The organism is Bacillus sp. LBA3-1-1.1 (genome assembly GCF_040676495.1).
Lineage (GTDB): Bacteria > Bacillota > Bacilli > Bacillales > Bacillaceae_G > Bacillus_A > Bacillus_A nitratireducens.
On record NZ_JBEGIB010000012.1, the window covers coordinates 220,433 to 236,226 of the forward strand.

The 15,794-nt window shown below is 34.5% G+C and carries 16 protein-coding genes and 1 pseudogene; 9 read left to right on the top strand and 8 right to left on the bottom strand.

What is annotated here, in order from left to right; genetic code table 11:
• Positions 1-92 precede the first annotated feature (92 nt).
• On the top strand, positions 93-920 hold the full coding sequence (locus MRBLBA3_RS12130; RefSeq protein ID WP_363381413.1) for a protein phosphatase 2C domain-containing protein: 828 nt from the start codon (positions 93-95) through the stop codon (positions 918-920).
• Positions 921-966: 46 nt separating this feature from the next.
• On the opposite strand, the gene asnB is transcribed toward MRBLBA3_RS12130, so the two are convergent.
• Positions 967-2,790: an asparagine synthase (glutamine-hydrolyzing) gene (gene asnB, locus MRBLBA3_RS12135; protein WP_363381415.1), complete on the bottom strand. Its 1,824-nt coding sequence runs from the start codon at positions 2,788-2,790 to the stop codon at positions 967-969.
• A gap of 269 nt (positions 2,791-3,059) precedes the next feature.
• Here asnB and MRBLBA3_RS12140 point away from each other — a divergent pair, with 269 nt between their 5' ends.
• Both MRBLBA3_RS12140 and MRBLBA3_RS12145 read left to right on the top strand, forming a co-directional pair.
• Positions 3,060-3,626 carry a sigma-70 family RNA polymerase sigma factor gene (locus tag MRBLBA3_RS12140; protein WP_363381417.1) on the top strand — a complete coding sequence of 189 codons (567 nt, stop codon included), beginning with the start codon at positions 3,060-3,062 and terminating at the stop codon, positions 3,624-3,626.
• Positions 3,623-4,723: a DUF4179 domain-containing protein gene (locus MRBLBA3_RS12145; protein WP_363381419.1), complete on the top strand. Its 1,101-nt coding sequence runs from the start codon at positions 3,623-3,625 to the stop codon at positions 4,721-4,723. Before MRBLBA3_RS12140 ends, MRBLBA3_RS12145 begins: the two co-directional genes overlap by 4 nt.
• Before the next feature lie 38 nt (positions 4,724-4,761).
• Here the strand turns inward: MRBLBA3_RS12145 and MRBLBA3_RS12150 are convergent, their stop codons facing one another.
• Positions 4,762-5,835: a WD40/YVTN/BNR-like repeat-containing protein gene (locus tag MRBLBA3_RS12150; RefSeq protein ID WP_363381421.1), complete on the bottom strand. Its 1,074-nt coding sequence runs from the start codon at positions 5,833-5,835 to the stop codon at positions 4,762-4,764.
• A 268-nt stretch (positions 5,836-6,103) separates the two neighbouring features.
• On the opposite strand from MRBLBA3_RS12150, the gene MRBLBA3_RS12155 reads away from it, so the two are divergent.
• Positions 6,104-7,003: a cation diffusion facilitator family transporter gene (locus MRBLBA3_RS12155; RefSeq protein WP_098588899.1), complete on the top strand. Its 900-nt coding sequence runs from the start codon at positions 6,104-6,106 to the stop codon at positions 7,001-7,003.
• A 193-nt stretch (positions 7,004-7,196) separates the two neighbouring features.
• On the top strand, positions 7,197-7,367 hold the full coding sequence (fbpA, locus tag MRBLBA3_RS12160; protein ID WP_000098301.1) for a Fur-regulated basic protein FbpA: 171 nt from the start codon (positions 7,197-7,199) through the stop codon (positions 7,365-7,367).
• A gap of 56 nt (positions 7,368-7,423) precedes the next feature.
• Here fbpA and MRBLBA3_RS12165 read toward each other — a convergent pair whose 3' ends face one another.
• Complete coding sequence (locus tag MRBLBA3_RS12165; RefSeq protein ID WP_002094656.1) at positions 7,424-8,095, bottom strand: GntR family transcriptional regulator; 672 nt, start codon at positions 8,093-8,095, stop codon at positions 7,424-7,426.
• Positions 8,096-8,111: 16 nt separating this feature from the next.
• Positions 8,112-9,077 (bottom strand): DMT family transporter, encoded by a 966-nt coding sequence (locus MRBLBA3_RS12170; RefSeq protein WP_363381424.1) that lies wholly within the window; start codon positions 9,075-9,077, stop codon positions 8,112-8,114.
• Positions 9,078-9,332: 255 nt separating this feature from the next.
• Here MRBLBA3_RS12170 and MRBLBA3_RS12175 point away from each other — a divergent pair, with 255 nt between their 5' ends.
• Together MRBLBA3_RS12175 and nhaC are read left to right on the top strand one after the other, a co-directional pair.
• On the top strand, positions 9,333-9,992 hold the full coding sequence (locus tag MRBLBA3_RS12175) for a class I SAM-dependent methyltransferase (protein ID WP_363381426.1): 660 nt from the start codon (positions 9,333-9,335) through the stop codon (positions 9,990-9,992).
• Between the two features lie 333 nt (positions 9,993-10,325).
• Positions 10,326-11,729, top strand: coding sequence for a Na+/H+ antiporter NhaC (gene nhaC / locus MRBLBA3_RS12180; RefSeq protein ID WP_098323485.1), 1,404 nt, complete (start codon positions 10,326-10,328; stop codon positions 11,727-11,729).
• 40 nt (positions 11,730-11,769) lie between these two features.
• Here the strand turns inward: nhaC and MRBLBA3_RS12185 are convergent, their stop codons facing one another.
• Together MRBLBA3_RS12185 and MRBLBA3_RS12190 are read right to left on the bottom strand one after the other, a co-directional pair.
• A complete protein-coding gene (locus tag MRBLBA3_RS12185) occupies positions 11,770-12,159 on the bottom strand; it encodes a MerR family transcriptional regulator (RefSeq protein WP_363381429.1) in 390 nt (129 codons plus the stop codon).
• A 7-nt stretch (positions 12,160-12,166) separates the two neighbouring features.
• Complete coding sequence (locus MRBLBA3_RS12190) at positions 12,167-12,877, bottom strand: SDR family NAD(P)-dependent oxidoreductase (protein ID WP_363381431.1); 711 nt, start codon at positions 12,875-12,877, stop codon at positions 12,167-12,169.
• 190 nt (positions 12,878-13,067) lie between these two features.
• On the opposite strand from MRBLBA3_RS12190, the gene fumC reads away from it, so the two are divergent.
• A complete protein-coding gene (gene fumC / locus MRBLBA3_RS12195; RefSeq protein ID WP_016129093.1) occupies positions 13,068-14,456 on the top strand; it encodes a class II fumarate hydratase in 1,389 nt (462 codons plus the stop codon).
• Positions 14,457-14,551: 95 nt separating this feature from the next.
• Here the strand turns inward: fumC and MRBLBA3_RS12200 are convergent, their stop codons facing one another.
• On the bottom strand, positions 14,552-14,974 hold the full coding sequence (locus MRBLBA3_RS12200) for a PH domain-containing protein (protein ID WP_000669064.1): 423 nt from the start codon (positions 14,972-14,974) through the stop codon (positions 14,552-14,554).
• A 132-nt stretch (positions 14,975-15,106) separates the two neighbouring features.
• On the opposite strand from MRBLBA3_RS12200, the gene MRBLBA3_RS12205 reads away from it, so the two are divergent.
• Positions 15,107-15,298 (top strand): hypothetical protein, encoded by a 192-nt coding sequence (locus tag MRBLBA3_RS12205; RefSeq protein ID WP_363381434.1) that lies wholly within the window; start codon positions 15,107-15,109, stop codon positions 15,296-15,298.
• A gap of 38 nt (positions 15,299-15,336) precedes the next feature.
• On the opposite strand, the pseudogene MRBLBA3_RS12210 reads toward MRBLBA3_RS12205, so the two are convergent.
• Positions 15,337-15,552: pseudogene (locus MRBLBA3_RS12210) on the bottom strand (MBL fold metallo-hydrolase); the annotation flags it as partial.
• Between the last annotated feature and the right edge of the window lie 242 nt (positions 15,553-15,794).

The window sequence follows — 15,794 nt, forward strand, 5'->3', positions numbered from 1 at the left end:
ATAAGATATATTCGCTTTGTAAGAATTAAAATCCTGTTATTTTCATAATAAATGTTGAAAAAGTTTATTTTTATTGAAATATAAGGTAATCTATGTGTAAAGGTATACATTTAGCAAGAGAGAGGATGATAGCTGTGAATACATTTAAATGGATTAGTCATGAAAAGATGTATGTAGATCAAATACATGTTGAAAAATGTGGTCCTCTTTCAGTCGGCGTATATGGAGGAAATCAAGAGAGTGATGCATATGAAAGAGGAGATGCAGTGCTAGCTTGGTGGGATCCGAAATTAGAATTTGAATTTGTTATGATTTTTGATACACATCATAAAACGAAAAATATACATTATATAATAGAAGCGATTTCAGAAAGAGAAGAAAAACTAAAAGAGTTATTTTCATACCCAATCCATTTAGCTTTTCATCATACACATATGTATTTATTAGCGTTATTTACAGATGAGCTCTTTATTGAGAAATGTGACCAAGATGATGAGGAACTTGCATGTTTAATTTGTTTACGAAAAGGCGAGTTCTTATATTGGCTATCAGTTGGTGATTGCTTCGCGTATTTATTCCATTCAGAGCAAACGAAAAATGGAAAAGGTAGGCTAAATAAGCGTAAGAACTATGAATATATAGGAAGAAAAAATGTTTTTGCAGCGAATACACCTTGTTTTACATCAGGGGTAAGGGGATTAGAAAAAGGTCAGAATCACATTGTAATGGCAACGGATGGTATTTTAGAGTGTGATAAACTAAAGTTTGATGATGATCAATCTTTAGTAGAAATATTACACGACGGAACTTGTTTACAGATTGAGCCTGTATTAACAAATGTACTTCAGTGGAAAGGTAGAGATTGTGCCACTATTATTGGATGGTCCATCGATACTGAAAATAGACAATGTGCCAATTAATAAATGAAAGAGAGTTCAAGTTTTTTTGTCCTTGAACTCTTTTTTGTTAAGCAATATGAATATGATACGTTTTTAACCATTCATTTACTTGTAGCATATACTCCATAGCACTTCTTGCTTCAAAATTGTTAATTTCTTTATTACTTTGATCGACAATAGCAAGTAATGTGGAATGATTAATAAGTGAGAAAATAGGATTGTTTTTATTACTGCACATGTCGAGTGATAAATGACGGATTGTTTGTAAATAATGTGGATCTTGTGAAGTTGGATAAGCACTTTTTCTTCTATTTCGTACGTCATCAGGTAAAGCTGGTTTCAGTGCTCTACGTAAAATGCCTTTTTCAATATTATCAATGCTTTTTATATTGAAAGGAACATTCCATAAATATTCAACTAATCTATAATCGCAAAATGGTACACGAACTTCAAATCCTACAGCCATACTCATACGGTCTTTACGGTCGAGTAAGAACGGAAGGAATCTCGTTAAAAATAAATAAAACATTTGACGTTGTTTCGCGGATTTTTTACTTTCCCCTTCAAGAGTAGGTACTTCAAGAGCAGCCTCATGGAATCGTTTATTAATATAATGCTCAGGATTACATTGATTTGTTACTTCGCTTAATAATAGAGAAGATGTGTTTTTCCAGTTTGTTAACCACGGAAACTTATCTACATATAATAGTTCTTCTTGATGAAACCAAGGATATCCCCCGAATACTTCATCAGCAGATTCTCCAGATAAAGCTACGGTTGCATCTTTCTTCATTTCGCAAAATAGTAAATATAGTGAAGTTTCCATTTCGCCAGCACTCGGTAAATCTTTCGCGTGAAGGGGAACGAATAAGTGATTTGCTAACTCTTCAGCATTCACAATAATATCATGGTGCGATGTCCCTACATGTTCAGAAACGCGTTTTACCCAAGGAGCATCTAAACCAGTACGTGCAAATGTCAGCTCGAAATCTTTTGCGCTATTTACAAAATCAACGGAATACGTATGAAGTGTTTTATTTTCCGCTGCAAATTCTTTACCCGCTAGTGCAGTAATACCGCTAGAGTCTAATCCGCCTGATAACATACAGACGAGAGGAACATCGGCAATTAATTGTCTTTTTACTGTATCTTGTAAAATAGATAAAATATGTGATGATGTATCTTCAGTAGAATCTGTATGAATCTTACTTTCTAAATTCCAATACTTTTGAACTACTTTTTTATCACGTGTGAATGTTATAGAATGTCCAGCACGAACTTCTTGAATATGTTTAAAGACGCCACATCCTGGAGTTCGAAATAAGCCTAATCCAAATATTTCATTTATGCCGTCCGCATCAATTTCAGCAGGAACAGATGGATGAGCTAATAATGCTTTTATTTCAGATCCGAAAATAATACTGTCATTTCTTTCTGTATAAAAGAGTGGCTTTACCCCTAAATGATCTCGTGCTAAAAATAATTGTTGCTTCTGATCATCCCATAAGGCGAAAGCGAAAATTCCGTTTAAATGTTGTACGCAATCTTCTTTCCATTCTAAATAAGCATGTAGTAATACTTCTGTATCTGAATGCGTTTCAAATGCATGACCACATTTTCGAAGTTGTTCTCTCAGCTCACGGAAATTATAAATTTCTCCATTATAAGTAAGAGCATACGTATAATCACCAGCACGAAATGTCTTCGGCTGTGTCCCGCCTTCTGGATCAATAACAATTAAACGCCGGTGTGCAAAGGCCGCACGAGGTGAAAACCAAAATCCTTCAGCATCAGGTCCACGATGCCCAATACTATTTGCCATCTTTTCTAAAATAACATGTTGATTTGAAAGGTCCTTTTTCCAAGCTACCCAACCTGTAATTCCACACATACATATCTCATCTCCTAATTTAAAATTATAAAAGTAGATTAATTAAATGAAATGTACACCAGGTTAAAGAGTGTTTGCATAAATAGTGTACTACACTAATTGAATTACAGACTTGAGAAAATTTTCTTCAAGCTTATATTTATATGAGACAATGGCTAAGGAAAAGTATCCCATTACATACAAAAAATAAAAAAAGATGAGAGGAAAAAATTTCCAAAACGTTATATAGGGTGTAAAAGCTTTTACAAAAAAATAAGGGGACTCGCTACATGAAATCAAATGAGAAAAATTTTATAAAAAGATTACAGCGGCAAAAAGAAGATGCGCTAGAATTTGTTGTCGATACATACTTACCACTCATAAAGGGGATAACGCATAAAGTTCTTCTTCCAGTTCAAAATGATGGTCTCATAGAGGAATGCATAAATGATATTTTTCTGTCCATTTGGAATAACGCAAATAAGTTTCATGGAGAGCCGAGTGATTTTAAAAAATGGATTGCAGCGATTGCAAAGTTTAGGGCAATTGATTATTACCGGAAAGCGACTAAAAAAGTAGAAATCATTTCAGATGAGTTTCATATAAGTACGGAAAAATCGGCAGAAGACGAATTAATTCTTATGGAAGATAGGGAAGAATTATTGAAGCTTATTAATCAATTAGAACCGTTAGATCAAAAAGTATTCATTATGAAATATCTCCTCGGTATGAAGACAGAGGAAATAGGAGACAAGTTAGGATTAACCAGGGCGGCGATCGATAATCGAGTGTACCGTGGAAAAAAGAAACTACAACAAAATGCTACGAATATTAGTTTTGGAGGTAGTGCAATATGAAAGACATTTATGAACTATTAAATGATATTGATACAGATGAAAAAGAACTTGAGGAAATTGAGGCTTCTGAAATTGAAAAAGAAAAAGTGAAGCGTAATGTAAAACAATCGATACGTACGAAGAAAAAGATGAAAACTTGGAAAAAAGGTGTCGCTGCTGCATCTATTTTAGTAGGACTCTCAGTTGCAACACTCGGTATCGGATTTCCTACATATGCCGGGGGATTGCCAATTGTAGGTGACATATTCCGCTTTTTAGATAACGGTAGAACAGGATTATATGAAAATTATAAAGAGTTTTCGACTGAATTGAATATGACGAGAGAGAGTAATGGGGTTAAGGTTACAATTAATGATGTAATTTTTGATGGCAGAACATTATCTATAACGTATTCACTGGAAAGTGAGCAAGACTTAGGGGATGATCCTATTATATTAGGCAGATTGGATATAATGGACGCTCATGGTAGTTCAGGAAGTGGGAAAATGACTAAAGTTACTGAAAAAAAGTATGTAGGTATGGTAACAACGACGCACCATGATAGTAATAAAAAGGACAAAGTAAATTTTAGATGGAATATAGAGGGAATAGAGATGCCAGATAGGAAAAAATCAATACAAGGTAATTGGAATTTCGCGTTAACTGTAAAATCAATGGATAGTAAAGAGAGAACAATTGGTGGAAGTTCGGAAAAAGAAGGTATAAAGGCAAATATGGAAAAGGTCGCAATGTCGCCGGTTTCATTTATTCTTTATTACAATCAAGAAGTTTCTAAGGGTGCGAGGAAAGAATGGGATAGTGTAGATGTTGAATTGACGGTTAAGGATGATTTAGGGAATGATTATTCGGGTGAAGGAAATGGAGGAAGTGGCAACGATCCTTACAATATTCGATGGAGTGCTACATTCCAAAAGTTAAACGAAAATGCAACAAAGCTTATCGTTACACCTCATGTGCATTTGCAAGTTCATACACCTGAAAATCATGGTGGAGTGGAGTATGTGAATGGGAAAGAGAAGAAAATAGAAGTGCCGAAAAAAGAAGCGAAGAGTAAAGATATAGTGTTAGATGATATTGTCATTGATTTAAAGAAATAAATAAAGAGACTGCCTTAAATGAAGACAGTCTCTTTTTGTTAAGAACTAGTAACGAGCAATGCATGTGGATGCTGCGTTTTATACTCATCTTTCCATGTAATGTTTAGTTGTTCCCACATTTCACCGCTATCAGTGGATTGAAAGATGCCATTGTTATTTAAAGTGTAAAACGTATGTGGTTCGGCTGGATTTGTAGCAAACATCGAAATGACTGTACCAATTGCAGATGGTAGACCTTGTTGTACTTGCTTGAACGGAGTATCTTTCGTTTTTCGATAAATATAAGATTCATAAGGAATACGGTGATGAGCGAGATCGGCACTTGGTGCGGCAGAAACGAGAATTGTATCGCAATCAGCCGGATCGATAGCCATGCTGTATAAATAATGATGCTCAAGTCCGTCACTACATGAAATCCAGCTGTTTCCACTGTTATAACTTTCAAGGTATGCGCGATCAGGTCCGCCCATAAATCCATCACCACATGATGCATAAAGGCGATTTGGAGCTTCAGGGTGCATGAGTAATTGATGCACATCGATAGGAGCACCGAACTTTTTATCAATCCATGTATGCCCTCTATCATTACTTTGAATAACAGCACCAGCTTCAATTGAAACATGGATTGTATTTGGGTTGTTTGGATCAACTGTAATCCAGCGTACGTGATGGGTAAAAGGTCTAGGCGGGAAAGCCCACGTATAAGAAGATAATAATGATTTCATATTTTTAAGTTCAGTCCACGTTTCACCACCATTTTCTGAACGGAATAAAGCACTAGGTTCTGTTCCTACATAAACGACGCCATATCCGTTAACTTGTTCATTAGGGCTTATCGTAATGGAAGTGATCGAAGAGTGTAAAATCCCATCTTCTTTCGGGAAATCAAAGTAACGATATGAATCTCCAATTGGTTTCCACGAATCTCCGCCATCGTCACTTAGCCATAAACCTCGTCCAAATGTGCCACAATATACACGATTCTTTTGGAATGGATCAACTGCGATACAAGTAGGTTGCATATTTTGTAAGTGATATGCGGTTTCATAGTTACCATATCGTTCTTTTACAACAATAAGTTCACGTTCCATACAGAGAAATAGTCGTTTCAATTCAATAACCTCCTTCAAATTTCTTTCATTAGTAAACAATATGAAGCTGAAAAAGAAGTAGTCTTATTTTTTGTTGAGAAAAAGGACTTGTTTGAAAAAAAGCGAAGTGTGTATACAGAGGAAGCGGGATAAAGTGAAACTTTAATCAGTAGGGTATTGTTCATCTTCTACGGATTAGTAGCATTCACTATCGGGCGTTAATGGGGGATAAAGATAGGGAATGTGTTTCATACTAACATACAGATAGTGCACTTAAAGGAGCATTTGTATGGGACACTCACATGATCACGGTCATTCAAAAAATAAAAAAGCGTTATTAATTGCCTTCTTATTAACAACAAGCTTTATGATTGCTGAAGTTATTGGGGGATTTGTAACAAATAGCTTAGCACTATTATCTGACGCGGGGCATATGTTAAGTGATGCAGTATCCTTAGCGCTAAGTTTACTTGCGTTCAAGCTTGGAGAAAAAACAGCAACAACTGCGAAAACATACGGGTATAAACGAGTCGAAATGTTAGCGGCATTATGTAACGGTGTCGTTCTTATTGTCATTTCAGTATACATTTTTATTGAAGCAATTCGCCGTTTTAAAGAACCAGTTGAGATTGCTAGTAATGGGATGCTCATTATTGCTGTACTTGGTCTGCTTATTAATATTTTATCAGCTTGGATATTAATGAGAGGCGGAGATGTGAAGGGGAATTTGAATTTAAGAAGTGCTTTCTTACACGTATTAGGCGATCTATTAGGATCAGTCGGAGCGATTATTGCTGCGCTATGTATTAAATTTTTCGGATGGACTGTTGCAGATGCGATTGCTAGTATTCTTGTGTCTATTTTAGTCATTATTAGTGGATGGCGTGTAACACGTGATACGGTCCATATATTAATGGAAGGTGCACCGCAGCACATAAATGTTGAAGAGGTAAAAAGTACATTATTAAATATTACGGTTGTAAAGGAAGTACATGATTTGCACATATGGTCTGTCACATCTGATTTTCAAGTATTAACTTGCCATTTGATTATTAAAGGTAATGAAACGCAAAGTGTATTAAAAGAGGCTACGGATGTATTAAAGGAGAAGTTTCATGTAGAACATGTCACTATTCAAGTAGAAATAGACGGTGAATTTAATCATAGTGAGACAACTTGCAAAGTATGAAAGAAAAAGGATAAGAAAAAGTGTCATAACATTTTTCGCGCAGCATACATATATATAATGTGGCCACAAATACTTTGTAAGGTAAATATTTCATAAGATTACTTTACTTATTAAGAATCATCTTTTATAATCAAAAGTGGTAATTGATAAAGATTATCATTTTCAATGATCGTAGAAAGGAGTTTTTTAAAAGATGAGTAGTCAACTCCGTTTTGCTGTTGAAAATCGTAAGAGGCATTTAATTGATGAGTTAATTGGAGCAGGTGTGTTTAAGATTCGCGACCGACAATTATACGAGCTGTCTTTAGAGGAATTAGAAAAAGAGTACGAAGACATGGAAGATTATGCAGATATTCAGGCATAGCTATATAGATTAATAAAAGATGAGCTGGTTACGTTTTTGTGTAACCAGCTCTATTATTATTTCATAGAAATCATTTTTTGTATCTCTTTCATAGGACGGAGCCAGTTTTGAGACATCATTTGTTCCATTTGTTGTTCATTTTGCTTTTGAAGAGCTTGAATGATAGAGTGATGTTCTTTAATAGATTGACTCGCAGGAACAAAGTTTTGGAAAAATAAATATTCAAGACGTAAAACGTGAAGCTGCATATTTTCTAGAAAAGGTTCAATATATCGATTTTTAGCAATAGACGTAATTGTATTGTGAAATTGTATATCTAGTTCTAAAGCTCGTTTTGAGTTTTTTTCCTCTATAGATTGTTGGAAATCATCATTTATCTCGGAGAGTAGTTTAATATCAGAGTCTGTAATGTTTTGAAGTGCTTGCTTTCCAATAATTGAGTGAAGACCAGCCATTGTCTCATAAATGATAGATACATCTTCAAATTTAATAGGAGTAATTTTCGTTTTTTGGCCGGGAATCATTTCGACTAACCCAGAAAGCTCTAAAATTTGTAAAGCTTCTCTAACTGGTGTTCTGCTTACTCCTAGTGCTTCCGCCAATTCCCCGTCATTAATTTTTTCATCAGGTTGTAAAACACCTTCTATAATCCAATCTTGTAGTTGATTTAAAACGAGTGACTTTGCGGAAATTCTTCCGGTTTTTTTATAGTTTTGAGGGACAGGCATAATGAATTCAATCCTTTCATTGTATATTGTGTCTTTTTTCATTAATGAGTTTTAGCTTCGATTGTCCTTCATCTGGTTTTTGGCTTAATATGAGCACCATTATGATGACACAAAAAGCACCTAATATTTGAAAAGATTGAAATGGTACGTGCAATATAACGACAGAAGATATAATAGCTGCAAGCGGTTCTGTGCAACCAAATAATGTTGTTTCTTTTGGAGTAAGGTATCTTATGCTGTCTAAATATAAATAAAATGCGATAAGTGTTCCGAAAATAACTACAAAGGCAATGAGCGGAAGGGTACTTAGTTTTACATATTTCATAGTTGATAATAAAATGAATTCGTTTGTGGAAATAAAGTGTAAAATCGTTACGCCTACTCCCCCAATAATCATGCCCCATCCAACGATAACGGATGAAGACCATCTTTCTAACAATTCCTTTGAATATAAGCTATAAAATGCGAGAGATAATCCAGATAAAATGCCCCAAACGATAGCTGGTGTAGAAACAGCCAAGTTATGAACAGACCCGTTTGTTAGTAATAGAAAAGTCCCTACTAATGAAAGGGTAATTGAAATAAAATCAATTTTTGATGGACGAACGTTCCATTTGAAAAGTAAATATACAGTAATAAATATAGGAGCTAAATATTGTAATAATGTTGCAACGGCAGCGTTTCCCTCTTTAATGGAAGCGAAATACGTATACTGTACAGCAAGCATACCGAATAGGCCAAACAAAATCATTTTATAAGCATCAGATTTTTGTTTCCAGATGCCGAATATCTCTTTTCTGCTCGTTCCGAATGATGAAATAATGAGCAAGATGACGCCGGATATAAGCAGACGAATGGTAACTAACCATTCAGTAGAAACTTTTTCGGATTGAAAAAGTTGTTGCGCTGCTGTTCCTGACAACCCCCATAAACAAGCGCCGATTATGACCATTATAATTCCTTTTAATCGATTTGGATCCATAAGGTATGTAGTCCTCCTTCCCCAAAAATATATTGTATACAATATGCAATATATCACGAAATGGGGGATTTATAAACTAAAATTTCTGATTTCCTTAAGTGGAAATTGTATAAGGTGTAGTTAGGTCTACAATACAAGGAAGTAGGTTAAATAAAGCAAGTTAAAATTATAAGATTGAATCATAATCAAGAGGATAAAAAAATAAAGATAAGAGTAATTTGATTTGCTAAAAATATATGTAGAAGGAGATATGTGATGAGCTGGGTTACTCATAAACCAACATTTGAATTTGATAATTATAGTCATTTTATTCGGGCGAATACGGCGTGGGTTGGGCATTTAGATTTCGCATATGATTTAGTAAGGTTTGAAAAGCCAGAAGTATTAGTTGAGTTAGGTACACATTTAGGGGCTTCCTTTTTCAGTTTTTGTCAAGGGGCAAAAGATGGAGGATTAAATACAAAATGTTTTGCTGTAGATACTTGGACGGGAGATGAGCATACAGGTCCATATGGGGAAGGTGTTTTTCAAATAGTAAATAAAGTAGTAAATACGAGTTATCCTAATATAGGTAATTTAATTCGTTCTACTTTTGACGAGGCAGTGGATCAGTTTCAAGATGGAACGATAAATGTGTTGCATATTGATGGTTATCATACGTGCGAAGCAGTTTCTCATGATTATAAAACATGGTTACCGAAACTTGCGGATAACGGTATCGTTTTATTTCATGATATTGAAGTTAAAACTGGAGACTTCGGCGTGTATAAGTTTTGGGATGAAGTTAAAGCGAAGTATCCTCATTTTCAGTTTGAGCATTCATATGGGCTCGGAGTGTTATTTCCGAAAGGTTGTAGCGATAAGTTTGTGGAAATACTTAAAAATAAAGAAGAAATACAAAATATGTATAAATAAAAGTGGAGCATGCATCATTTTAATGATGTGTGCTTTTTTATGTGGGGAAAAATGGTACTCCTTAAAAGGTGAGGATAATAGTAAAAAGTTTTGTTGTGGCAAATATTAAAAAAGTTATTCTTGAATTGTTCTATCTAAATAAAAATGTAACATTTTTTATATTTTCCATTGCGAAAAGTAACATCTACTTTTACAATAGAAAAGGTGTCCATATATTATACTGGAAAAATAAATCGAAATAATATGAAAATTTTGTTTTGTCTTCGCTAATTGTATATTACATACATGTAAGACGACATACGTCATGTTATCGACTTGTAAGGAGAGAAAAAAATGAAAAGTGTAAGATTACCATCGATGCTAGAAATCATAGTTCTTTTATTACTATTTCTTGCTGTTGTCTTTTCCTTCCAAACGATTTTTGATCTCCCAATTCAATTAGCGCTATTTATTTCATGGTTTTTAGTAATTGCGCTTGGATTAAGATTAGGATTTCGTTATCAAGAATTGCAAGATGCAATTACGAAAGGGATTTCTAACGGATTGGAAGCAATACTGATTTTAGTTGCAGTAGGTGCTTTAATTGGAACTTGGATTGCTGGTGGCGTTGTACCAACATTAATCTATTATGGATTAGAGTTTATTCACCCTAGCATATTCCTATTAGCAACATTAATTATTTGTTCGATAACTTCTATCGCGACAGGAACATCATGGGGAACAGTTGGAACAGCAGGTATTGCTATGATGGCGATTGGTGAAGGACTTGGCTTACCACTTCCGCTTGTTGCTGGTGCAGTTCTTTCAGGAGCTTATTTCGGCGACAAATTATCACCACTTTCTGATAGCACAGTTCTTGCAGCGTCTATGGCAAAAGTAGATGTTATTGCTCACGTTCGAGCTATGCTCGTATTAGATGTTCCGGCTTATATTATTACCAGCATTATGTTTACTGTTGCTGGATGGATGTATGGCGGGGATAATGTAGATCTAAATAGAGTAGAGTTTTTAAAAGAATCTTTATTAAAGCACTTTGATATTAAAATATGGATGCTTGTTCCAGCTGTAATCGTTATTGTGCTATTGGCGATGAAGAAACCATCTATGCCAACAATTGCTATGGGAGCTTTAATAGGTGCAATTTGGGCAACTCTTTTCCAAGGAATGCACTTTGGAGAGGCAATTGGAACAGCATATAATGGATTCTCAATTCAATCTGGTGTCGAGTTTGTTGATAAGTTATTAAACCGTGGTGGAATTAACGGTATGCTTGGTTCAGTAGCCGTTATTATTTTCGGGTTAGGTTTTGGTGGACTACTTGAAAAGCTAGGTGTTTTAAAAGTAATCGTATCAAAATTTGAGAAGAAATTAAATTCTGCAGGTAATGTAACATTGTCTACATTAATCGTGGCATTCTTAGCTAATATATTTGGTTGTGCGATGTACGTATCACTTATTTTAACACCGAAAATTATGGAAGATAGCTATGATAAATTAAAAATAGACCGCCGTGTATTAGCGCGTAACTCAGAAGTAGGTGGAACGTTAACTTCTGGTATGGTTCCGTGGTCGGATAATGGTATTTTTATGGCTGGTATTTTAGGTGTAGCAACGTTCTCATACGTTCCGTTTATGTGGTTAAGCTTTGTATCGTTAATTTTAGCCGTTATTTACGGATATACAGGCAAGTTCATTTGGTATGTAGATGATGCAGATAAAGGAAAACAAGCATCATAAAATAAAAAATCACCTTCTACAATATGTAGAAGGTGATTTTTTATTTTATAATAGGAGTTGAAGAAGTTATTTCGTCCTCATATTTAGCAATTTTTTGTTGTATCTTTTTTAAGTTTTTTTCAGTGTCTTGAATGAGCTGTAAGACGTTGGTCTCCTGTTGTTTCATTAATTCCAACCGTTGAAGGATGGTGGATTCTCCCGCCATAGACCAGTCGATAAATTGTTTTATTTTTTGAATTGGCATACCGGTGTGTTTTAAACATAAAATCATCTCTAAATATTTCAGTGCTTCTTCATCAAAAACTCGATCTCCTTTTTCATTTCTTTTAAGAAAAGGGAACAGTCCTTGTTTATCGTAATAACGTATTTGAGAAATAGTTAAGTGGTGCAATTTGGCGACTTGCCCAATTGTATAATACATATCATTCACCCCTTTATTACCAAGGTATAATGCCGTCTTTATTTAGTATTTTACCATTATAGTTTGTTTCACTTAATGCATATTTAATAATAATTTTAGCACTTTCATTGGTCGTATGGCCACCTGGGGAATTTCCATTTAGGTCAGTAGTTGTAAAACCAGGAGTTACTCCGAAAATTGCTGGACCGTTAGTACCAAATTCTTTGCTAAATGCTAATGTTAGAGCATTAATAGCTGTTTTTGAAGAATTATATCCTAATGTATTAATTGGGTGTGTTTCACCGCTAGCAAACATTGTTAGTGAGGCCATGTCAGTTGTTACATTTATAATTTTACTGTTGTTTGATTTCTTTAATAATGGTAAAAAGGCTTGCACCATTTGGAATGTTCCAAAAAAGTTAACTTCAAATCCTTGGCGTAAAGTTTCAATATTTAATTCACTAGGTAGCGTATGGAAGTCGAGTGCTATGCCTGCATTATTGATTAATAAATCTAAGTGGTCAGTCGTTTCATGGATTTTTTTGATTGCTTCTTGAATGGATTGAGCACTAGAAATGTCTACTTGAATATAGGAAACGTTTGAAACATTTAAAGATTCTACGGCTTGTTGTCCAAGTTGTTTATTACGAGCACCTAAAAATACGTGATAGTCTTTTTCTGCTAATTGACGAACCAATTCATATCCGATCCCTTTATTCGCACCTGTTATGAAAGCATATTTTTTCATTTTGAATTCCTCCAGTAGTGTTATAGTAGGTTACAATGGAAAGGATACAGCCTAAACTTAAGTTTAGGTCAAGAGGAATTTTCAAAAAAAACATTGAATATTTGTATATGTGAGTGAGAATCCTTATCATTTGATTGAAAGTCTGTTAATATAAGAGATGTAGGTATTTTATTTTCAAGGGGATGAAAAAATGGAGTACAGAATTGAAAGAGATACATTAGGAGAAATAAAAGTTCCAGCTGATAAATTATGGGCAGCGCAAACGCAGCGTAGTAAAGAAAACTTCCCGATTGGAACAGAGCAAATGCCGCTTGAAATTGTAAAAGCATTTGCCATTTTAAAGAAAAGTGCAGCGCTTAGCAATCAAAAATTAGGAAAGCTATCAGAAGAAAAAGCAGAAGCAATTGTGGCAGCAGCTGACGAAGTGATTGCAGGGAAATGGAATGAACATTTTCCGCTTGTCGTATGGCAAACGGGTAGCGGTACACAGTCAAACATGAATGTGAATGAAGTAATTGCAAATCGAGGGAATCAAATTTTGAAAGATAAGGGATCTGACGTACATATTCATCCGAATGATGATGTGAACATGTCTCAAAGTTCAAATGATACATTTCCAACAGCGCTTCATGTAGCATGTGTAATTGCAGTAGAAAATCACGTATTACCGGCAATTACGAAATTAAAAGAAACTTTAGCAGAAAAAGTGACTGCATTTGAACATATTATTAAAATCGGTCGTACGCATTTACAAGATGCAACACCATTAACGTTAGGACAAGAAATTAGCGGATGGCACCGTATGCTTGAAAAAACAGAGCGTATGATTGCAGATAGTAATACATATATGAAAGAATTAGCAATTGGTGGTACTGCGGTTGGAACTGGTATTAATGCTCATCCTAAATTTGGTGATATGGTAGCAGAGGAAATTAGTCAATTTACAGGTAAGCAATTTATTTCTGCACCAAATAAGTTCCATGCGTTAACGAGTCATGATGAAGTTGTATTTGCACATGGAGCATTAAAAGCATTAGCTGCTGATTTAATGAAGATTGCTAACGATGTACGCTGGCTTGCAAGTGGTCCACGTAGCGGTCTTGGGGAAATTATTATTCCTGCAAATGAGCCAGGAAGCTCTATTATGCCAGGTAAAGTAAATCCAACGCAAAGTGAAGCATTAACAATGGTTGTAGCGCAAGTTATGGGAAATGACGCAACAATCGGATTCGCTGCGAGCCAAGGTAACTTTGAGCTAAACGTATTTAAACCAGTTATTGCATATAACTTCTTACAATCCGCTCACTTATTAGCAGATGCAGTTGTTTCATTTAATGATAATTGTGCAGTTGGTATTGAAGCAGATGAAGAAGTAATTAAAGAGAATGTGAATCGTTCATTAATGCTTGTTACAGCATTAAACCCGCATATCGGATATGAAAATGCAGCGAAAATTGCTAAGCATGCTCATAAAGAGGGCTTAACGTTAAAAGAAGCAGCGCTGCAATCTGGACTGCTAACAGAAGAGCAATTTGATGAAATTGTAGATCCGAAAAAAATGATTGCTCCGAAAGAGTAATAGAAGAAGCCAAGATTCTTAGTTTAGAATCTTGGCTTTTTTGATATTCATTTTTATGTTTCCGCCACTTGTACTACTGCAAGCTCCAAAAGATATTATTTGTTAGCAGACGTATTCATTACTTTCATATGTGGGCAGTTCTCTTTTAAAAGTGAAATGAATCTTTCTTCTTCTTGTGGTACGAAAGTTGTCACTGAGTCAAATAAATTATAATCAATTTCTAATTGCTGCCTAGTCCATTTTTCTGAACGGAGTGTTTTGCCAGAGTATTTAATGTGACGAATATCTTCAAATGGAATTTCAGTACGTAATATGAAACCGTGTTTTACAATAAGAGAAGATTCCGTTATGTTGTAGTGAGAGAAATAGAATGAAGAGAGATTCACGATATTTAACAGCATCATAAGAGTGAAAAAAATAGAATTTTCGTTTTGGAAGAATAGCGAAATGAAAAAAATAATTATAAATAATGTAATAAAAATGACGTGAAATGGATTTTTTTTCGCTTTAAACTTCAAGTTAGTCACCTCGTTATACGTGTTCTTTAACTAAATTAAATCACAACATCGTAATAAACCGAAAGGATATGCAGAATTGCATATTCTTTCGGTTTATTATTCGTGTAAAATTTTTTGATAGGATAAATTCAAATGAAGTTTTTAGTAGTGGAGTGGCATAAAGTGACTAACAAGAATAGAAGTGTAGTGCTAGTCATAATTAGTTGTATGATGATTATGAATGGCTGCTCAAATAGATTCGTTGAGGATGGAAAGCGAAAACATGTATTTGTACAAGCGAGTAAAGTTTTAGTAGAAGTTATTTATAAAATATATAAAGGGTAAAAAGGGTGTTTCTATATGTGGAAACACCTTTTTTGTAGTTAAAATTGAATACTGAAGTTTTGGAATGAGTGAATGCCGGTTCCATGTTGAACGAGGTTGTTATCACTTAAATATTGAATAGCGTATTTTACTTCATTCAATATAGTAGGTGAAAGACCAAGAGTATGATGTGAACCGTAAATTTGTTCAATGGGCAAGAAAGTTGTGATTTTGTCTAGAGATTGAACTAAATCTGTAGGATTTGTTTTATCGTAAACCAAGGATCTTTTAAAGTAACCATATTTTATTTCACATCCTAATAATAAGTGGTTTCTAAAAACACATTCGCTGTTTGTTGTGATAAGTCCTTTTTATAACGTATAAATAGATGTTTTAATTAAAGTTTATAAAATAGGTAAACGAAACATTGAAATGTTTACTTTTGATATGGTAAGATGATGTAGTGATAATAAACGTTATTGTAATTTGTTTGTTTTTAAGTAAACCTTTTAAAGGA